This is a genomic window from Geobacter argillaceus, assembly GCF_007830735.1.
GTDB classification, from domain to species: Bacteria; Desulfobacterota; Desulfuromonadia; order Geobacterales; family DSM-12255; genus Geomobilibacter; species Geomobilibacter argillaceus.
The window spans coordinates 83177-103602 of the sequence record NZ_VLLN01000002.1; the positions used below are offsets into that span (position 1 = coordinate 83177).

Here is a 20426-nt window from a genome sequence, read left to right on the forward strand (position 1 = left end):
GGAGGAGACATGTCCGCGGCTTCTCTGGCTGTCCTCACCGGCGCCCTCTTTCTTGCCGCTGCGCCTGACTTCGGTGAGATCGAGCAGCATATCGACCCGCAGTTGGCCGCGAGTATTGAACGGATAGAAATTGTCAACGTTAACGGCACCTTCTCCCATATCGAATACCAGACAACGCCAAACCCCATCATTCCGGTAACTCCACCCCTCTCCGGATATACCATCATCGATCCCAAGCTGATACCGTTCGGTCCATGCCCAGTCAACGGGCCGGAGCTGAGCCGCCCTGACAACCGTCCGTGCGGCTTTCTGCTTGATCTCGGCCAGAAAACCACTGCACTCAACGTCCTTCCTTTCGACAGGCTGGAGCTGGTCGGCAACGTTACCGGCAGTTGGCAGATAGCCATGGCAGACACAAACCTCGCGCTAAAGGAGGATAATATCCCCTTTGCCCGTCTGGAAACCGGTGGCCCCTTTTCTCTGCCGCTCCCCGCCCCGACCGGCCGGCTTGATCCAACCCGGGCCAGACAGTTCGTATTCATCCTGACGTCACGCCACGGCTCACTGGATATGCGCCAGATCCGCCTGCACCGAAACGAAAGGATACCAGCCAATAACATACGGGGTATCTGGCTCTGGGATCGCCGAAAGATCATCGATAGCGGCAAGGAAGTTATAAACGAGCTTGTCAGTCGGGATATCAATCGTGTATATATACAAATCCACGATCACCCCGGAGAATTGATCCCCTTTCTGCTGGCAGCCGGACAGGCAGGCATCGCCGTCTATGCCCTGGACGGCAGCCCTTCCTACGTCAATGCACCGGAAAAACTTCTGCAGCGACTCGGAGCCGTGCTCGCCCATAACCGGGCACACCCGGAGGCGCCATTCGCCGGTTTCCAGATCGATGTGGAACCCTATCTGCTCAAGGACTTCAACCTGAAGCGCGACATCTATGCGGCGCGCTTCACCACCTTGATCAGTTCACTACGGAAGCATGCCGCCGGAGCACTCCCGGTCTCGGTAGTCATCCCCCTCTGGTTCGACCAGGTGCCGGCCGGCGACCGCTCACTGGCCCAGCGCACCGTAGCCGAAGCCGACGAAGTAGTGGTCATGGCATACCGGACAACCCTTGACGCCATTGTCAATAGCGCCGTCACCACCCTTGCCTGGGGGGAACGGCTGGGGAAACCGGTCCTGTTGGGAATTGAGCTATCCAGGCTTCCCGACGAGGAACATCGTGTCCTGGAGAAATCTCACCAAGGGGGAACCGGAACCGTCCTGTTGGGCGGCACCCGGTGGCGCGAACGCCAGAGTTACCGGGTGTACGGAGGCAACCTGTCGTTTGCCGGCAAACAGCATGAACTGGGAGCAATACTCGAACACCCACCACCGTTCTCCTCTTTTGCCGGCTGGGTACTACATGATTATGAAGCACTGGACCGCTAATCTCATCCTCACCGCCTTCCTGATTCTGCAACAGACCGCTGCTGCCGAGGCAATCGGCTACGAACAAGGGCTTGCTGAAGTAAGAAAAGCCATTACCGGTAAGCAGTACATACGTGCTGAACGTCTTCTCAACCAATTGCGCCGCCGCGAGCCACGCGACCAGGAACTGGCTGCCATGGCAGCTCGGGTACAGCTATGGCAGGGACGGCACCAAGCCGCGATCCTACTCTTCCGGGAATCGCTGGCAATCCGGCCGAACCGGCAGCTGCAAACTGAATTGGAACGGGTGGAAGCACTGGATGCCCTGGCACCGATCGACCGGCTGCTTGCCGCCGGCAGGGATGATGAGGCGGAAACCAGGCTGTCCGATCTCTACCAGAGCGGCAGCATCCCCTACGAAGCTGGACGTCGCCTCGGGCCGCTCCTCATCAGCCGCGGCGATATGGCTGCGGCCCGCAGCCTGTATGCTGCTCTGACCGGGGAATTCCCCCGGGACCGGGATTTCGCCTACCGGTATGCCAGACTGCTGATCCGGCTTGGCGAATGGGACAAGGCCAAAAATCTGCTCGACCAGGTCCCGTGGCAGGAGCATGCCGAACAGGCGGAACTCCGTGCCGAACTTGACGCAATCTCCGGGAATCGGTCAGTTTCGGATCATACTTCGCGCACCTCTTACGGTGTAGAACTGACCAAGGCTGAGGTGCTGGTTCAGAACGGCTCCACAGCTGAAGCGGAACAGCTGCTGCGCACACTTATCGACAATGGCCGCAACCGCTATGAAGCCGGTCATCGCCTGGGCTACCTCTACCGGAAACGGGGTGACAACGCTGCTGCCCGCGATCTCTACGCCGAGCTGCGTCGCAGCTACCCCACGGACCGTGATTTTGCCAAGCTCCAGATCGCAGCCATGCTGGCCATGGGAGATGACCGTGGAGCAGAACGTGAACTGGACGCAATCCCGGGACCGTACGATGCCGAAACGACCGCCATCCGGGGGCGCCTGGCCGTTCGGCAAAAACGCTACGACGAGGCCATCGCCTGGTTCAACGCGTCACTGGCCATCCAGGAAGACACCGGCGTCAGGGAGGAGCTTTCCCGCCTGGAAGTGGCCATGCAGCTCGCCGAAGCGGACAGGGCCGCACAGGGGAAGGACCGGGCAAAGGCCGAAGAAGTCTGGCACGAGCTGTTCAACAGCGGCCGGGAAACCTACCAGAGCGGATACCGCCTGGGAATGGCGGCAGTCGCCCGTCGCGACTACTCCCTGGCCCGCGATCTGTTTTCCGACCTGTCTGCACGCTATCCTGCCGACAGCGGCTTCCGCCAACTCCGGATCGAATCGCTCATCCTGGCCGGCGATTACGAGGCGGCACAACGGGAAATCGCAGCCCTGCCGCCCGGAGAGCTCGCAAAGCTCAAGAGTGAACGGGAGGATCTCCTCTACCGGGTCCGCCACAACTCGCTCAAGCTCTCTGCCGGCTGGTATGGCTACACCGGCGGCTACCCCAACGAGCAGGACTACTCCGTCACCCTGACCCAGCACCTGAAGAGAGTCACCACAGTCGCGACCGCCTCGGCGACCACGCGCTTCAACAAGACGGACAGTCAGATAGGCGTTGATTTATACCTGGGGAAAGGGGAAGGGGCGCGCCGCTATGGCTATCTCTCCCTGGCAGCAAGCCCCAACGCCAGCTTTCTTCCCTGCACCCGGGCCGGCGGCGAACTGTTCCAGGCCATCGGCCCTGCCGAATATTCCCTCGGCTACTTCCGCATGGATTTCAAGGACTCGTCAGCAAACATCATTGTTCCCGGCGCCTCCCTCCCCCTTCCGGCCGGTCTTGCACTGAACGAACGGATTTACCTGGTCACGGACAATGGCGGGTTTTCCTTCCTCACCACCCTCCTGTATGAGCCGAACCATCGATTCCGTGCCAGCTATTCAGTTGGTGCGGGCACCGCCCCGGACAAGCTGCAGGACAAACTCGACACGGAACGGCTCTTCACCCTGACCAACCGGTTCACCATGGAATACCGACCTGTTTCGGCCTACAGCTGCGGAGCCGAGATGGGCCACGAGCACCGGGCGGGGCAGTACGACAAGGCGGGCGCCACCCTCTTCTGCCGGTACTGGTGGTAAGATGTACGATACCCTGGTCCGCATCCTTTCGCCGTTCCTCTCCAAACCGTTGCTGTCGGCAGCCATCCGGGGCATCCTGCTCAGTACCCTGGTCATGGTTGCTGTCATGATCGGCCACAAGCTGCTGGTCGAGCACCGTGAACGCCTGGCCAGACGTCTCAGGGGCCGTTATCTCTCCTTTTTCCTGAGTCACGGCATCCATCCGACACCCGATCAGGTAAGGCCGACCGGCCGGCTCAGCTGTAACAGTTGCGCCGATGTGGCGATCTCCCTTTGCAGCCGGGTACGAAGAGACGAAAGCACCCGCTACCGGGAGATGCTGCAGGGGCTGGGTGTCATTGACCGGATCAGGCGCGACGCAGTTGCCCGCTCCTGGATCATGCGCCACAAGGCTGTGGAAAAACTCGGGTTCCTGCTCTTTCCCGAGCTCGCACCGTTTTTTCGCCAGCGACTGGCATCGGAAAAGGACGTCAACGTACGAAGCAAGCTCATCTGGGCCTTGAGCCGTATCGCCGAACCGGACGACATCCCCCTCATAAACGGTTTCATCGACGATCCCCGCTTCATGTCGGCCAAATTCAACGAGTCGATCTACTGCAACATTATTACCGCGTTCCGGTCCCGGAATGAAGAGAACCTCTGCCTGGATCTTCTCGAACGCTGCATCATGGACGAAGGACTCCATCCGCTCCTGAGGCGCGACATCATAGAAGCATGTGGCGCTGCGGCATTCTTCGCGGCCAATCAGTTGATCACGGCCGCCTATTACCGCCTGAGCAGTCTGCCGGAGGTAAAAATCACCTGTCTGCGGGCACTGGCAAGCATCGGCGGCGATACCAGCGGCACCATGACCCGCAGTTGCCTGACCGACCCGGACTGGCGGGTGCGGGCAGTGGCTGCCAAGGGGGTCCAGAAGCGGCACGGCAGCCAGACCATCGCAGTCCTGGCCGAACTCCTCGGCGACCGGAACTACACGGTCAGACTCAATGCAGCCGTAACGCTCGGCACCCTGGGAGAAACCGGCAGGGTCCTGTTGCACAAGCAGGCCGACAGCAGCGACCGTTTCGCCCGGGACGTGGCCCGCTTCATGCTTGAGGGACACTGACGTGCTGGCCATCATCACCCTCTGCCTGCTCCTGTTCCAGTTGATCGTCCTCCTCTTTTTCCTGCTGGTGAACGGCTCCTACACCCTGTTCACCATCATCTCCCTGCTGGACATCCGCGGACAGCTGGCCATCGCCACCCGGCAGCATATCCGCTCGCTCGTCAGTGGTGTCTTCTACAAACCGATCACGATCATCGTCCCGGCCTACAATGAAGAAGCGACCATTGTCACCTCGGTGGCCCAGCTCCTGGAGCTGAACTACCCCGAATACGAAGTCGTCGTGGTCAACGACGGCTCCACCGACGCCACCCACGCACGCCTCACCGAAGCATTCCGCCTGGTAAGGATCGAACGGCCGATCGCTCTCAATTTGAGCCACGAACGGGTGAATGCCGTGTACATCTCCATCGACCATCCGAACCTGACCGTTCTGGTGAAGGAAAACGGCGGCAAGGCCGATGCCCTCAACGCGGGGATCAATGTGTCGAGGTTTCCGCTTTTCTGCTCGGTTGACGCCGATTCCATTCTGGAAAACGATGCCCTGATGCGGGCCGCAAAGCTGTTTGTCGAAGACCGTGAGGTGATTGCAACCGGCGGCATCGTCCGGGTGCTGAACGGCTGCAGCGTGGTCAATGGCGCCGTTACCGAAATCAAGGCTCCGCGGAAGGGAATTGAATGCTTCCAGGCCGTGGAATACGTGCGGGGATTCCTTACCGGCCGGACATCCTGGAGCTTCGTGAAGGGTCTTCTGATCATCTCCGGCGCCTTTGGCATCTTCCGCAAGGACCTGGTGCTGGCCATCAACGGCTACCGCAAGACAGTCGGGGAGGACATGGACCTGGTCGTGCGCCTCCACCGCCATTGCCGAGAAAAGAAGATCCGCTACAAGGTCCTGTTCGTTCCCGACCCGGTCTGCTGGACCCAGGTCCCCACCGACTACCACTCCCTCCTGAAACAGCGCAATCGTTGGCACCGCGGCCTGATCGACAGCCTGCGCCACAACGCCGTCATGTTCTGCAACCCCCGTTACGGCGCGGTCGGGCTGTTCGCCTTTCCCTACTTCCTCTTTGTCGAGGCACTGGGTCCGCTCATCGAGTTCTCAGGCTATATCGGCTTTATTGTCTTCTACCTGCTCGGCCTCATCGACCGGGAGTTTGCCCTGCTGTTCTTCATCGTCGCCATGCTCTGGGGGATGTGGCTGAACGTGGGCGCCATCCTGATGGACAACCTGGTCTACCGCCGCTATCAGGGGGTACGGGACCTGCTCAAACTCGCCCTGTTCGGGTTTCTGGAATATTTCGGCTACCGCCAGTTGATCGTTGTCGAGCGGGTCATTGCCACCTTCTTCTTCTGGCGAAAAGCTTGGGGAAAACATAACCGACAGGAAATCAAGAATGAAAAGACTGCTCGCACGAGGTAGGTGGGTGCTGTACTTCCTCCCCCGCCTGCTGATGGTCGGGGTCTTTTTCGTCGTGCTGGTGCTGACGCTCCTGGGCAACTTCGACGCGCTGGAACCGTACCTGTTTCCCCTGCGAGCCGCCCAGGGGACCGAAACCCGCCTGAGCGAGCGCCTGGCCATCGGCCCCTACCCCCAGCGTGCAGACCTGCTCCGCCTGAAGCGGCAGGGGTATGGAACGGTCATCGTCCTGCTGGACGACCGCCTGCCCCAGGAACGGGCATTAAAACTCCGGGAAGAGGAACGCGCCCGGGAGATCAGCCTGAACATCAGCCCGTTTCCCTTGGGCTACCTGCCGGTGAACAGCGCCGCCAACCGGGCAATGGCCGCTCGACTGGCCAACTTCGTGGCCGCACACCCGAAGGAGAAGATCTACATTCACTGCTACCTGGGAAGACACCGGGTGGGTTTTGTGCGGGACACGCTGATCAGGCGCGGGCTGCTGACCATGCCACAACAAGGCAATGCCTCAATTTTGCCGAAACGGATCAGGTAAGGGTTCATGCGGCAGATTACCACAAGGGAACATGGAGAAGGACTGAAAAATCTATCCCTGACAGACGGGACACCAGCAGGTGGACCTGCCTCCGAGGCGGTTTGAGAGGATCGCCGCTCCGCAGCGGCGGCAGGGCTCCCCGGCCCGGCCGTAAACCGCCAGCTTGAGCCGGAAATAACCGGGACGCTCCTCGCCGACCATAAACTCGTTCAGTGTGGTTCCCCCCTCTGTGATCGCTTCTTCCAGCACCGACCGCACCGCCTCCACCAGCGTGGCACACTCCCTATCGGACAAGGCCCCGGCCGGTCTGGCCGGATCGATGCCGGCCCTGAACAGCGCCTCGCTGGCGTAGATGTTCCCCACCCCCACCACCACCCGGCTATCCATCAGGAACGGTTTTATCGCCACCCGCCTGCCGCTGCTGGCCGCACGGAGGTATGCCCCGTCAAATCCGCTCTCCAGCGGCTCCGGTCCCAGTGAGGCCAGCAGCGGATGCTGCAGCGGCTCACCGGCGGTCCAGACGAGCGTCCCGAACTTGCGCGGATCGGTCAGCCGCAGCAGCAGGCCGTTGTCCAGCGCCAGGTCGACGTGGTCATGCCTCCCGACCGGGGTATCCGTCGGAACCACCCGCAGATGCCCGGTCATCCCCAGGTGGATGATGAGGCACCCGGCGCTGCAGCGCACCAGCAGGTACTTGCCGCGCCTCACGACCTCGGCGACCCGCTGGCCGACGAGCTGCCCGCTGAGGTCCTCCGGCAGCGGAAGCCGCAGCTTCGGGGTCCGGGCCGTGAAAGCGGTTATGGTCCGCCCGACGAGGTGCGGCTCAATGCCGCGCCGGGTGGTCTCTACTTCGGGTAACTCAGGCATGATGACTCCTCGTTAAATACGATTGTTCTGGATAAATTAAGTTGTCACCCTCTGCCCGTCGTGCTATCAGGCAACGTTTACCATGACATCCAGAACGGGGCAGACCGATGATCCACCTTTCCAATATCGTTAAACAGCACGGCTCGCAACTCCTTTTCCGCGACGCGAGCTTCCAGATCCTTCCCGGCACGCGGACCGGCCTGGTCGGTCCCAACGGGGCCGGCAAGACCACGATCTTCCGGATCATCACCGGCGAGGAAGAGGTGGACAGCGGTGAGATCACCTGTGCCAAAAGGACCACCATCGGCTACTTTTCCCAGGACGTGGGAGATATGGCGGGCCGTTCGGTCCTGGAAGAGGTCATGGCCGGCGCCGGCGATACGGTCAGGCTCGGTGCCGAGCTCAAGGTGATGGAAGAGGCCATGTGCCGGCCGATGCCGGACGACGAAATGGCTGCCCTGCTGGAGCGGTACGGGACTGCCATGGAGGAGTTCGAGCACAAGGGGGGGTACGACCTGGACGTCCGCGCCCAGACCGTGCTGACCGGCCTCGGTATCGGCCCGGACCGGTTTCACCATCCGGTGGAATCGTTCAGCGGCGGCTGGAAGATGCGGATCGCCCTGGCCAAGATCCTGACCCTCAAGCCGGACGTGATCCTCCTGGACGAACCGACCAACCACCTGGACGTGGAGTCGATCATCTGGCTGGAGGAATGGCTGGCAGACGAGTTCGACGGCGCCCTCCTGATGACGAGCCACGACCGCGACTTCATGAACCGGGTCGTCACCCGCATCATCGAGGTGGCCAACAAGACGGTCACCACCTATGGCGGCAATTACGACTTCTACGAACGGGAGCGGGATATCCGCCGCGACCAGCTCCTGGCCAGCCACAAGCGGCAGCAGGAGATGCTGGCCAAGGAGGAGGAGTTCATCGCCCGCTTCGCGGCCCGGGCATCCCATGCGGCCCAGGTGCAGTCGCGGGTGAAGAAGCTGGACAAGATCGACCGGATCGAGATCCCGGCCGAGGAACGGGCCATCCGTTTCGAGTTCAACGAGCCACCCCGCAGCGGCGAAGACGTGGTGGCGATGGAGGGTCTGGGTAAAACCTGGCAGACCCCTGACGGCCTGGAGAAGCGGGTCTTTTCAGGCGTTTCCGGCATCATCCGCCGCCAGAGCAAGATCGCCGTGGTCGGGGTGAACGGTGCGGGGAAATCGACCTTCCTCAAGATCCTGGCCGGCCAGACCGCCCCCAGTGAAGGGAGCGTCACCCTCGGGGCCAACGTGGAGCTCGGCTATTTCAGCCAGCACGCCATGGAGATCCTTGATCCGGGGAAAACGGTCTTCGAGACCGTGCAGGACGCCATGCCCCTGGCAAACATCGGCGTCATCCGCAACCTGCTCGGCGCCTTCCTCTTTTCGGGGGATGCGGTGGACAAACGGGTCGCTAACCTCTCGGGCGGGGAAAAGAGCCGGGTCGTGCTCGCCACCCTCCTGGCGCGGCCGGTCAACTTCCTGGTGCTGGACGAGCCGACGAACCACCTGGACATCAGGTCGCGGGAGATCCTGCTCGACGCCCTCCGGAACTTCACCGGCACGGTGGTGCTGGTCAGTCACGACCGCCACTTCCTGCGCCTCCTGGTGGACCGGGTGTTCGAGATTGATCATGCGGAGATGCGGGTCTACGAGGGGAGTTACGACTACTATCTGGGGAAGGTGCATGAACGGGAGCAGTGATCTACCCCTTCAACAACTCTCACACCTTGCCGACCATGGCAGAATGCAGTATAGTTCCGCAAACGAGGTGCCGCCATGAACATCAACAAGACAGCTCTTGAGTTGTGCATTGCCGACATGCCCGATCCGGTAGACATCGACGAGGTCATGTACCGCCTGTATCTGCTGGAGAAAATTGAAGCCGGCGAGGCCGATATCAAGGCCGGCAGAACTATCTCGCACGAAGATCTCGCCGATCGGCTTGCCCGCAGATGGTCCGCCTGACCTGGTCGGAAAAGGCGGCTGCCGATCTGGAGCAGATTCGCGACTTCATTGCCGTCGACTCACTATTTTACGCCCGTGTCCAGATTGAACGGCTGATAACGGCCGTAGGACGGCTACTGCATTTCCCCGAATCCGGCCGCTCCCTGCCGGAATTCCCCCATCTTCCCCACCGTGAGCTGATTGCCGGTTCCTACCGTATCATCTATCGCTATGAGCCTGCTGCCGAAGCGGTCATGATAGTCACCGTCGTTCATTCCGCACGACTACTCCAGCAGGATCAAATCGCCTGAAACCGCGAAGAAGCTTGGCAGAATTCACCCTACGCGGGATGATCCCCGTATATAGTCCTTGACACACCGCGTTTTTCTGGTTACTCTATCGCGCCTAACCCATTGGATTGCGTAGGGTTTTTCAGCCCCACCAAATCCGTTTTTACCTGCAATTAATTTATCTATTTACCCAAGGAGGGTACATTCGTGACCTTTCAGGACCTGATCCTCTCCCTGCAGGGCTACTGGGCCAAGCAGGGGTGTGTCATTCAACAACCCTACGATACCGAAAAGGGGGCCGGGACCTTCAACCCCGCCACCTTCCTGCGCGTTCTCGGTCCGGAGCCGTGGAAAGTGGCCTATGTGGAGCCGTCCCGCCGACCGACCGACGGCCGTTACGGCGAGAACCCCAACCGGCTTCAGCACTACTACCAGTTCCAGGTCATCATGAAGCCCTCCCCCGCTAACATCCTCGACCTCTACCTGGACTCCTTACGCGCCTTCGGCATCGACCCGAACAGGCACGACATCCGCTTCGTGGAGGACGACTGGGAATCACCGACCCTGGGGGCCTGGGGGCTGGGGTGGGAGGTCTGGCTGGACGGGATGGAGATCACCCAGTTCACCTACTTCCAGCAGGCCGGCGGCATCGACCTGAAACCGGTCTCCGGCGAGATCACCTACGGCTGCGAGCGGATCGCCATGTACCTGCAGGGGGTGGACAACGTCTACGACCTGGAGTGGGTCAAGGGGGTGAAGTACGGCGATATCCACCACGAAAGCGAGGTGGAGTTCTCCCGCTTCAACTTCGAGGAGGCCGACGTGGCGCTCCTCCTCGACCTGTTCGGCAAGTACGAGAAGGAGTGCATCCGGCTGGCGGAAAAGGAACTGGTGCTCCCTGCCTACGACTATGTCATGAAATGCTCCCACACCTTCAACCTGCTGGACGCCCGGGGCGCCATCTCGGTCACCGAGCGGGCCTCCTACATCGGCCGGGTCAGGAACGTGGCCCGCATCTGCGCCGAGGGGTACCTGCGGATGCGCGAGCGGTTGGGCTTTCCGCTCCTGAAAGGAGGTGCCGCCTGATGAGCACGAAAGAACTGTTCCTCGAAATCGGCACCGAAGAGATTCCGGCCGGCTTCCTCCCCAAGGCGATGGCCGACATGGAAGCACTCATCAAGAAGGAACTGGAGAACGCCCGGCTCGGCTTCGGCGAGATCAGGACCCTTGCCACCCCCCGCCGCCTGGCCCTCTCGGTCAAGGATATCCCGGCAATCCAGCCCGATGCGGAGATCACCGCCATGGGGCCGGCCAAAAGCATCGCCTTTGGCCCGGACAACAAGCCGACCAAGGCTGCCGAAGGTTTTGCCCGGGGCCAGGGGGTCGATGTGACCTCGCTGCAGCTGATCGCCACCGACAAGGGCGAGTACGTGGCCGCCGTCAAGAAGGAGACCGGCCGGCCGACGCCCGACCTCCTTGCCGAGATGCTCCCCCGCCTCATCGCTACTATCCCGTTCAAGAAGTCCATGCGCTGGGGCGACTTCGACGTCCGGTTTGCCCGGCCGATCCACTGGATCGTGGCCCTGTTCGACAGGGTCGTGGTGCCGTTCACCTTCGGCCCGATCGCAAGCGGCGACATCTCCCGCGGTCACCGGTTCATGGCCAACCAGCAGTTCCCGGTCCGCGACTTCGTCCACTATGTGGAGGAGTGCGAACGCCACTTCGTCATCCCCGACCCGGAACAGCGCAAGGAGACCATCCGTCGGGAGATCCACCGGGTGGCCAAGGCCGCCGGCGGACATCTGCTCCCGGACGAGGGACTCCTGGACGAGGTGACGTACCTGGTCGAGTACCCGAGCGTGGTGCACGGCACCTTCCCGGCCGACTTCCTCAAGGTACCCAAGGAGGTACTGATTACGTCCATGCGGAGCCACCAGCGCTATTTCTCCATTGTCGACGACAACGGGAAACTGCTGCCCGGCTTCATCACCATCAACAACACCCTGACCGAGGACCCGACCGTGGTGGTGAAGGGGAACGAGCGGGTACTGCGCGCCCGTCTCTCCGATGCCCGCTTTTTCTTTGACGAGGACCGGAAGGTCAAGCTCGAAACCCGCGTGGAATCCCTGAAATCGGTGGTCTACCAGCAGAAGCTCGGCACCTCCTTCGAGAAGATGGAGCGTTTCCGGGCGCTGGCCGAGGGGCTGGCTGACCGGCTCAACCCGGCAGTGAAGGCCAAGACCTCCCGCGCCGCCTTCCTCTGCAAGGCCGACCTGGTGAGCGGCATGGTGGGGGAGTTCCCCGAGGTCCAGGGGATCATGGGACGGGAATACGCCCTGCTGGAGGGAGAGGACGCGGCGGTGGCCACGGCCATTGCCGAACACTACCTCCCCACCCAGGCCGGCGGCGACCTCCCCGCGTCCGACATCGGCGCCTTCGTTTCCATCGCCGATAAGCTGGACACCATCTGCGGCTGCTTCGGCGTCGGCCTGATCCCCACCGGTTCCGCCGACCCCTACGCCCTGCGGCGCTCGGCCCTGGGGGTCATCAACATCATCCTCGACCGGGAATACCGACTCTCCCTGGAATCCCTTACTGATGCCGCCCTCGGCCTTCTGGCCGCCAAGCTGACCCGCCCGGCAGCCGACGTGAAGACCGACGTGCTGGAATTCTTCAAAGGGCGCTTCGTCAATCTCCTGGCAGACCGCTACCCGACCGACGCCGTGGATGCGGCGGTTGCCGCCGGTTGCGACGACCTGGTGGACACGACGGCCCGGATCGGCGCCCTGGCCGCCTTCAAAGGGCGCGACGATTTCGAGCCGCTGGCCGTGGCCTTCAAACGGGTCGGCAACATCGTCAAGGATGGGACCGACGCAGCGGTGCAGGCAGGTCTCTTCCAGGACGTAGTTGAAGGGGAACTGCATGCCACCTTCCTGGAGGTGCAGGACAAGGTAGTCGCTGCCGTTGCCAGCCGCGACTACGTGGTCGCCCTGGCCGAGATTGCCACCCTGCGCGGCCCGGTTGACCAGTTCTTCGACAAGGTCATGGTCATGGCCGAAGACGAACAGGTCCGCACCAACCGGTTGGCATTGCTGACAAGCATAGCCAGGCTGTTCGGCGGCATCGCCGACTTCTCCCGCATCACCACCTGACAAAGGAAGCCGCCCACTGGGCGGCTTTTTTCTTTGCCGATTTTATTGCCATTAAACCGACGTGAGTTTTATTAAATTTATTTCAATATCTTTAAACAGAGTTCAGCAACAGTAAATATGAAGGAGGCACATCATGGCAGCTAAGTACGTCTACTTCTTCGGCAACGGCAAGGCCGAAGGAAATGCGGAGATGAAAAATCTTCTCGGCGGCAAGGGAGCCAACCTGGCGGAAATGACCAGCATCGGTCTGCCGGTACCACCCGGCTTCACCATCTCCACCGAAGTCTGTACCGAGTTCTACAAGAATGACAGTCAGTATCCGGCCGGACTCACGACCGAGGTGGAGGCACACCTGAAAAAGGTCGAGGAGTTGATGGGGCGCAGATTCGGCGACGCGAAGAACCCGCTCCTGGTCTCGGTCCGCTCCGGCGCCCGGGCATCCATGCCCGGCATGATGGACACGATCCTCAACCTGGGGCTGAACGATACCACGGTCCAGGGAATCATCGCCCAGAGCGGCGACGAGCGCTTCGCCTACGACGCCTACCGCCGCTTCGTCCAGATGTACTCCGACGTGGTCATGGGGATGGAGAAGGATATTCTGGAACACCTGCTGGAGCAGAAAAAGGACGAAAGGGAAGTCCATCTCGACACCGACCTGACCGCAGCCGACTGGCGTGACCTGGTGACCAAGTTCAAGGTGAAGATCAAGGAGACCCTGGGCAAGCCGTTTCCGGACGACCCGCAGGAGCAACTCTGGGGCGCCATCGGTGCCGTGTTCGGCTCATGGATGAACCAGCGGGCCATTACCTACCGGAAACTGAACAACATCCCGGCCGACTGGGGGACCGCGGTCAACGTCCAGTCCATGGTGTTCGGCAACATGGGTGACGACTGCGCCACCGGCGTTGCCTTCACCCGCGACCCGTCCACCGGCGACAACTACTTCTACGGCGAGTACCTGGTGAACGCCCAGGGCGAGGATGTCGTGGCCGGCATCCGCACCCCGCAGCCGATCAACAACCACCAGAAAAAGCCGGGCGATCTCCCCTCCATGGAGGATGTCCTCCCGGAGTGCTATGCCCAGCTGGCGAACATCCGGCAGATCCTGGAAAAGCATTACAGGGATATGCAGGATATCGAGTTCACCATCGAGAAGGGGAAACTCTTCATGCTCCAGACGAGAAACGGCAAACGGACCGCCAATGCGGCCATCAAGGTTGCCGTTGACATGGTGCAGGAAGGGCTGATCGACGAAAAGACCGCGGTGCTCCGGGTCCAGCCGTCACAGCTCGATCAGCTCCTCCACCCCTCACTCGACCCCAAAGCGGATAAAAACATCATCGCCAAGGGGCTGCCCGCATCGCCGGGCGCTGCCAGCGGGGCAGTGATCTTCACCGCCGACGAGGCAGAGGCGGCCGCCAAGATCGGCCTCAAGGTGATCCTGGTTCGGGTGGAGACCAGTCCGGAGGACATCCACGGCATGCATGCCGCCCAGGGGATACTTACGGCCCGTGGGGGGATGACCTCGCACGCGGCGGTCGTGGCCCGCGGGATGGGCAAGTGTTGCGTGGCCGGCTGCGGCGACATCAAGGTCGACTACGCCAGCGACACCTTCACCGCCAAGGGTGGCGTGGTGGTGAAGAAGGGGGATGTCATCACCCTGGACGGCTCCACCGGCGAAGTCATGCAGGGCCAGGTGCCGACCGTCCCCCCCCAGTTGACCGGCGCCTTCGGCGTTCTGATGGGATGGGTGGACAAATTCCGGAAACTGAAGGTCCGGACCAACGCCGATACCCCCAACGACTCCCGGGTGGCGCGGGAGTTCGGGGCCGAGGGGATCGGCCTCTGCCGGACCGAGCATATGTTCTTCGAAGCCGACCGGATCGCCGCGGTCCGGGAGATGATCCTGTCCGAGGAGCTGGAAGGCAGAAAAAAGGCGTTGGCCAAGATCCTTCCGATGCAGAAGGGGGACTTCATCGGCATCTTCCGGGAGATGAAGGGGCTGCCGGTCACCATCCGGCTCCTCGATCCGCCGCTGCACGAGTTCCTCCCCCAGGAGGACAGGGAGATCGAGGCGCTCTCCCGTACCATGGGGGTTTCTGCCCAACAGCTGAAGCACAAGGTGGAGTCACTGCACGAGGTAAACCCGATGCTCGGCCACCGGGGATGCCGGCTGGGCCTTACCTACCCGGAAATTTACGACATGCAGGTCCAGGCCATCATGGAGGCGGCCTGCGAGCTGGTCAAGAACGAAGGGTTCACCATCGTGCCGGAGATCATGATCCCGCTCGTCGCAACGGTGAGCGAGCTGAAGGCGCTCAGGGCCAATGCCGTCACGATCTGCGACGAGGTCATTGCCCGCTACGGGGTGAAGATAGAATACCTGATCGGCACCATGATCGAACTGCCGCGGGCAGCCCTCACCGCCGACGAGATCGCCACCGAGGCGGAATTCTTCTCCTTTGGCACCAACGACCTGACCCAGACCACCTTCGGCCTCTCCCGCGACGATGCCGGTAAGTTCCTCCCCTTTTACGTGGAGAACAACCTGCTGCCGGAAGACCCGTTTGTCTCGCTGGACCAGAGCGGCGTCGGCAAACTGGTGAAAATGGCCTGCGAACTGGGCCGGAGCACCCGCACGAACATCAAACTCGGCATCTGCGGCGAACACGGCGGCGATCCGGCATCGGTGATCTTCTGCCATAACGTCGGCCTCGACTATGTCTCCTGCTCACCCTTCCGGGTTCCCATCGCCAGGCTGGCCGCAGCCCATGCGGTGTTGGCCGGGAACTGACTCGAAGGCCAGCGGGTGAGTTTCGAGGTCGTCAAGGGGAACAAAGGGCTGACAACGAAAAGCCCCGGAGAACCGCTCCGGGGCTTTTCGGGTAAAGGAGACAAAAATGACGCAGCGCCTGACAGCTGCACTGCTACTCGCAATCTGTCTTGCTGCGACCGGTTGCAGCGGCGACAAGGGAAAGGAACTGTTCGACACCGCCCAGTTCGAGGAGAAGCAGAATAATCGGGAGCACGCAACGAAACTCTATGGGGAGATCGTCCGAAAGTACCCGGACAGCCCGATGGCAGCCAAAGCGAAGGAGAGGCTGAACGCCCTTACGATAAAACAGTAAGGGCAGGTGGTTCGAGGAAAAAAGATTACAGACGACAACCTCGTTCCTTGATCCTCGCTCCTCGATTCTGCCTTATCTCACCAGTTTGGACAGCTTCTTGAACTCTTCGGTGCCCGCCACCCGAAGCAGCTGGAACAGGGCCGCCTCGGTGGAGGTGATGACCGCACCGGCGTCCCGCGCCGCCTCCATTCCGATGAACCAGTTCTCCTTGCGCCGGCTCATGACCGCATCGCGAACAACGTGTACGACAAAGCCCGCATCGAGCAGCTGCAGGACGGTCTGGAGCACGCAGACGTGGGTCTCCATCCCCGTAATGATCACCTGCCGGCGGCCGAGCGCCTTCAGCCGGCCGACAAAGGCATCGTCACCACAACAGCTGAAGGTCATCTTCTCCAACGCGGCATCGGTCAGCCGTTCCGTGAGAACCGGCAGGGTCTCGCCCAATCCCTTCACATACTGCTCGGTAGCCACCATCGGCAGCTCCAGCTCACGGGCCGTCTCCTGAAGGATGACAACATTGCCGGTCAACCGCTCCAGAACCTTCTCGTTCATTGCCCGGCAGAGCTTTTCCTGCACATCGATCACCACCAGTATTGCCTGGCTCCTGTCCAGCATGAACTTTTCCGCTATTCCCATGACGTTCTCCTTGACCATTTAGAATTGTAGGTTGGGTTAGCGCCAGCGTAACCCAACAAATACCGCTGATTCGTTGGGTTACGACGATACAATCGCCTCGCTAGTCTTTCTTCACCGGAATCCCGAGCTCCGTAATCCTTTTCCTCAGGGTATTCCGGTTGATGCCGAGGATCGAAGCTGCCCGGACCTGGTTGCCCCGCGTCTTTTCCAGTACGAACCTGATGAGCGGTCTCTCCACCTGCTCCAGGACCATGGCGTGAACATCGCCGCTCTCCAGCTTGTCCAGATTGATGAGACTGCTCCTGAGTTTGGTCTCCACCAGGCTTTCCAGTGAAAGCTCTTCGCTGGGGGCCTGACTACTCCCCTTTTCCCGGCGGAGCCCGGGGAAGTCCGCCACGGTCAGCAACGGGTCGGCAGACAGGATGATTGCCCGCTTGATGGTGTTTTCCAACTCCCGGACGTTGCCGGGCCACGAGTAGCCCATCAGGAACTGCATCGCCTCGCCGTCGATCTGCTTGGGCGGAATCTCCAGCTCCGCAGAGGTCTTCTTCAGGAAGAAATCGGCCAGGAGCGGGATATCTTCGGACCGTTCCCGGAGCGGCACCAGCTGGAGCGGCACCACGTTGAGGCGATAGTAGAGATCCTCCCGGAACGCCTTTTCCCGCACCAGCTGTTCGAGCTCCTGGTTGGTCGCCGCCACGATCCGGACATCCACCCTGATGCTCTGGTTACCGCCGGTCCGGGTAACCTCCCGCTCCTGCAGCACCCGGAGGATCTTGGCCTGCAGATCCAGCGGCATGTCGCCGATCTCGTCCAGGAAGATGGTGCCGCCGTTGGCCTGCTCGAACTTGCCGAGCTTCCGTTCGGTGGCGCCGGTGAACGACCCCTTCTCGAAGCCGAACAGTTCGCTCTCCAGGAGCTCCTTGGGAATGGCAGCGCAGTTGAGGGCGATGAACGGCTTGCCGATGCGGCGGGAGTTGAAATGGATGGCGCGGGCGATCAGCTCCTTGCCGGTGCCGGACTCCCCCTGGATCAGGATGGTCATGTCGCTGGGGGCCACCTTGCCGATGGTCTTGTAGATCTCCCGCATGGCCGGCGAGTTGCCGATGATGTTCTTTTCCAGCTGATAGCGGTCCTTCAGCTCCTCCTTGAGGACCGCCACCTGGGAGGTCATCTCCCGTGCCCGGCTCACCTTTTCGATCAGGGCGTCGATCACATCCAGATCGAACGGCTTGGTGAGATAGTCGTAGGCGCCCCGCTTCATCGCCTCCACCGCGTTACGCATGCTCGCTTCGGCGGTCATGATCACCATGAGCAGGTCGCTTCTCACCTCCCGTGCCTTTTCCAGGAGATCGAGACCGGAGATGCCCGGCATCTTGATATCCAGGATGGCCAGGTCGTAGCTCGCCGTCTGGATAAGGCGCAACGCCTCGTCCCCGTCCCTGGCGAGATCCACCGTATACCCCTTTTTGCGCAAAGCTTTGGAAAGGACCCAGCGCATACTCTCTTCGTCGTCGGCCACTAAAATACGGTTAATCATTAGAACCTCGGTTCGATGTTCGATGTTCGATGTTTTAACCCTCGAACATCGAACGTCGAACAGCTTCATTGAATTAACGGCAGCATCACCGTAAACGTCGTTCCCCTGCCAAGGTCGGACTCCACCTTCAGCATCCCCCGGTGTTCGGCCACGATCTTCTGACAGATGGCCAGGCCGAGGCCGGTCCCCCGCGCCTTGGTGGTAAAGAACGGGGTAAACAGGTTGTCCAGCACCTCCGTCGGGATACCCGGCCCGTTATCGCTCACATCCAGGGCCACCATCCGGGAACGCCCCTCCCCCTTCTGGGTCAGGCTGTAATCGGCCACGATCCGGCTCGTGATCCTGACCATCCCCTCCTCGGCAACGGCCTCCACGGCGTTCCGGATCAGGTTCAGCAGGAGTTGGGTGATCAGCCCCTCGTCCACCAGGATCGGTGGGATACTCGGGTCCAGGTGCTGCTGGAAGACGATGCTCTTACCAACGACTGCCCGCTTCTGGAGCAGCACCAGATCGCCCAGTACCTTGTGGATATTGACCCGCGACAACTGCAGCTTGCGGGGCGCTGCCAGGTGCAGCAGCTCTTCGACTATCCGGTTGACCCGCTTGACCTCCTTGAGCACCACCCGGATATGCTCCTGAAGTTCCGAATCATCCGGCAGCTCCATCTCCAGGAGCTGGGCCGCCCCCGTGATCCCTCCCAGCGGGTTTTTGATCTCGTGGGCCAGGCCGGCGGCCAGGGTACCCAGCGACGACAACCGGTCGGAGTGGCGGACTGCCGCCTCCAGTTCCCGGATACTGGTCAGGTCCCGCAGCACCACGATGGTCCCGACCCGCTCGCCGCTGCTCATCAGGAGCGGCGAGGTAATGACGCTCACCGGGGTGATCTTTCCCAGCTTACGCAGCACCACATTCTCGTGGTCTGCAACGCTCATCCCGGTGGCGGCGGTCTTCAGGACCATCTCCAGCAGCGCTTCCTCCCCCTTGAACAGGGTGGCGAAGGGGGCACCATAGGCCTGTCGCCGGGAGACACCGGCAATCTCCTCTGCCGCCGGGTTCATGAGCGTCACCAAGCCGTCGCGGTCGATGACGACGACGCCGTCGCCCACGCTGTCGATGACGTTGGAAAAGAACTCCTGGCTTACGTCAACTTGCCGCATCATTGGCCGAAAAATTCCTCCATGGCCGCGATCAGCTCATCGACCGTGGCCAATCGGTTCACCCGGTCCCGGAACTGGGCCGCGCCGGGAATACCCTTGGCATACCAGGCCGCATGCTTTCGCATCTCCAGCACCGCCACCCGTTCACCGGCCGTAGCCACAAACAGCTCCAGGTGACGCCGGGCTACGGCCAGCCGCTCGGCCGGGGTCGGCATGGCAGGTTCCTCACCCCGGAGGAAGGCCAGCGACTGGCGAAACAGCCAGGGATTCCCCAACCCGCCCCGGGCGATCATCACCCCGTCGCAGCCTGTCTCCGCCAGCATGGCCACTGCATCGCCCGGCCGAAACAGGTCCCCGCTGCCGATCACCGGAATGGCAAGGGCCTTCTTCAGTTCCCTGAGCCGGTTCCAGTCGGCGCGCCCCTCGAACATCTGGGCCCGGCTCCGGGGGTGCAGGGTCACGGCATCGCACCCCTCTGCCTCGGCAATCCTGCCGATTTCCAGAAAGGTCGGCTCCTCGCAGGTCCAGCCGGTGCGGATCTTGATGGTCAATGGGAGGCCGGTGGCCCGTCGCACCGCCCTGACGATCGCCCGCACCTTGGCCGGCTCGCGCAGCAGGGCACTGCCGGCGCCGCTCCCCACCACCTTGCGCACCGGACACCCCATGTTGATGTCGATCAGCTCCCCGTACCCCTCCACGAGCCGCGCCGCCTCTGCCAGGAGTGCCGGGTCGTCGCCGAAGAGCTGAATCCCCAGGGGCCGGTCCTCTGGCGTGCCGGCAATGAGGGCGAAGCTCTTCTGCCCCTCCCGGACCAGGCCGTTCACGCTCACCATCTCGGTAAAGCAGAGCGCGGCCCCTTCCCTACGGGCAATGAGCCGGAACGGAAGATTGGTGATCCCTGCCATGGGGGCGAGCAGCAAAGGATTGGCCAGAACCAGGGAACCTATTTTTAGTGGTTGTGTCATGGAGCAGAATAAAAAGAGAGGTGGGGCTCCCATGATGCGGCTCCCCACCTGCTTAATTTTTGGGCATAC

Annotated in this window: 17 protein-coding genes; 12 read left to right on the forward strand and 5 right to left on the reverse strand. The window is 61.7% G+C overall.

What is annotated here, in order from left to right; all coding sequences use genetic code 11:
- Window positions 1–9 precede the first annotated feature (9 nt).
- Genes JN12_RS01885 through JN12_RS01905 form a run of 5 tightly spaced genes read left to right on the forward strand, consistent with a single transcriptional unit; the run spans window position 10 to window position 6640 of the window.
- Complete coding sequence (locus JN12_RS01885) at window positions 10–1449, forward strand: hypothetical protein (protein ID WP_145017523.1); 1440 nt, start codon at window positions 10–12, stop codon at window positions 1447–1449.
- The gene (locus tag JN12_RS01890) at window positions 1424–3583 is read left to right on the forward strand and encodes a tetratricopeptide repeat protein (RefSeq protein WP_170241812.1); all 2160 of its coding nucleotides are present in this window, start codon (window positions 1424–1426) and stop codon (window positions 3581–3583) included. Before JN12_RS01885 ends, JN12_RS01890 begins: the two co-directional genes overlap by 26 nt.
- A 1-nt stretch (window position 3584) precedes the next feature.
- Entirely contained in the window at window positions 3585–4688 is a 1104-nt protein-coding gene (locus JN12_RS01895) for a HEAT repeat domain-containing protein (protein ID WP_145017527.1), read from the forward strand.
- A gap of 1 nt (window position 4689) precedes the next feature.
- A complete protein-coding gene (locus tag JN12_RS01900; RefSeq protein ID WP_145017529.1) occupies window positions 4690–6108 on the forward strand; it encodes a glycosyltransferase family 2 protein in 1419 nt (472 codons plus the stop codon).
- The gene (locus JN12_RS01905) at window positions 6083–6640 is read left to right on the forward strand and encodes a hypothetical protein (RefSeq protein ID WP_145017531.1); all 558 of its coding nucleotides are present in this window, start codon (window positions 6083–6085) and stop codon (window positions 6638–6640) included. Before JN12_RS01900 ends, JN12_RS01905 begins: the two co-directional genes overlap by 26 nt.
- A gap of 51 nt (window positions 6641–6691) precedes the next feature.
- Here the strand turns inward: JN12_RS01905 and mutM are convergent, their stop codons facing one another.
- Window positions 6692–7507, reverse strand: a complete 816-nt coding sequence (gene mutM, locus JN12_RS01910) for a bifunctional DNA-formamidopyrimidine glycosylase/DNA-(apurinic or apyrimidinic site) lyase (RefSeq protein WP_145017533.1) — start codon at window positions 7505–7507, stop codon at window positions 6692–6694.
- Between the two features lie 107 nt (window positions 7508–7614).
- Here mutM and JN12_RS21285 point away from each other — a divergent pair, with 107 nt between their 5' ends.
- From JN12_RS21285 to JN12_RS01945, 7 genes are all read left to right on the forward strand, one after another.
- Entirely contained in the window at window positions 7615–9243 is a 1629-nt protein-coding gene (locus JN12_RS21285) for an ABC-F family ATP-binding cassette domain-containing protein (RefSeq protein ID WP_145017535.1), read from the forward strand.
- A 75-nt stretch (window positions 9244–9318) separates the two neighbouring features.
- Window positions 9319–9507 carry a hypothetical protein gene (locus tag JN12_RS01920; protein WP_145017537.1) on the forward strand — a complete coding sequence of 63 codons (189 nt, stop codon included), beginning with the start codon at window positions 9319–9321 and terminating at the stop codon, window positions 9505–9507.
- Window positions 9495–9797 (forward strand): type II toxin-antitoxin system RelE/ParE family toxin, encoded by a 303-nt coding sequence (locus JN12_RS01925; protein ID WP_145017539.1) that lies wholly within the window; start codon window positions 9495–9497, stop codon window positions 9795–9797. The genes JN12_RS01920 and JN12_RS01925 overlap by 13 nt, the downstream gene beginning before the upstream one ends.
- A 186-nt stretch (window positions 9798–9983) precedes the next feature.
- Window positions 9984–10862, forward strand: a complete 879-nt coding sequence (glyQ, locus tag JN12_RS01930) for a glycine--tRNA ligase subunit alpha (RefSeq protein WP_145017541.1) — start codon at window positions 9984–9986, stop codon at window positions 10860–10862.
- A complete protein-coding gene (glyS, locus tag JN12_RS01935) occupies window positions 10862–12928 on the forward strand; it encodes a glycine--tRNA ligase subunit beta (RefSeq protein ID WP_145017543.1) in 2067 nt (688 codons plus the stop codon). The genes glyQ and glyS overlap by 1 nt, the downstream gene beginning before the upstream one ends.
- A gap of 133 nt (window positions 12929–13061) precedes the next feature.
- The gene (gene ppdK / locus JN12_RS01940; protein WP_145017545.1) at window positions 13062–15725 is read left to right on the forward strand and encodes a pyruvate, phosphate dikinase; all 2664 of its coding nucleotides are present in this window, start codon (window positions 13062–13064) and stop codon (window positions 15723–15725) included.
- A gap of 106 nt (window positions 15726–15831) precedes the next feature.
- The gene (locus JN12_RS01945; RefSeq protein WP_145017548.1) at window positions 15832–16059 is read left to right on the forward strand and encodes a tetratricopeptide repeat protein; all 228 of its coding nucleotides are present in this window, start codon (window positions 15832–15834) and stop codon (window positions 16057–16059) included.
- A gap of 72 nt (window positions 16060–16131) precedes the next feature.
- Here the strand turns inward: JN12_RS01945 and JN12_RS01950 are convergent, their stop codons facing one another.
- The 4 genes from JN12_RS01950 to dusB all read right to left on the reverse strand — a co-directional run bounded on the left by JN12_RS01950 (window position 16132) and on the right by dusB (window position 20357).
- The gene (locus JN12_RS01950) at window positions 16132–16695 is read right to left on the reverse strand and encodes a hydrolase (protein ID WP_145017550.1); all 564 of its coding nucleotides are present in this window, start codon (window positions 16693–16695) and stop codon (window positions 16132–16134) included.
- A gap of 100 nt (window positions 16696–16795) precedes the next feature.
- The gene (locus JN12_RS01955; RefSeq protein ID WP_145017551.1) at window positions 16796–18235 is read right to left on the reverse strand and encodes a sigma-54-dependent transcriptional regulator; all 1440 of its coding nucleotides are present in this window, start codon (window positions 18233–18235) and stop codon (window positions 16796–16798) included.
- Between the two features lie 65 nt (window positions 18236–18300).
- Complete coding sequence (locus JN12_RS01960) at window positions 18301–19392, reverse strand: two-component system sensor histidine kinase NtrB (RefSeq protein WP_145017904.1); 1092 nt, start codon at window positions 19390–19392, stop codon at window positions 18301–18303.
- Window positions 19392–20357: a tRNA dihydrouridine synthase DusB gene (gene dusB / locus JN12_RS01965; protein ID WP_145017906.1), complete on the reverse strand. Its 966-nt coding sequence runs from the start codon at window positions 20355–20357 to the stop codon at window positions 19392–19394. The genes JN12_RS01960 and dusB overlap by 1 nt, the downstream gene beginning before the upstream one ends.
- Window positions 20358–20426: the final 69 nt, after the last annotated feature.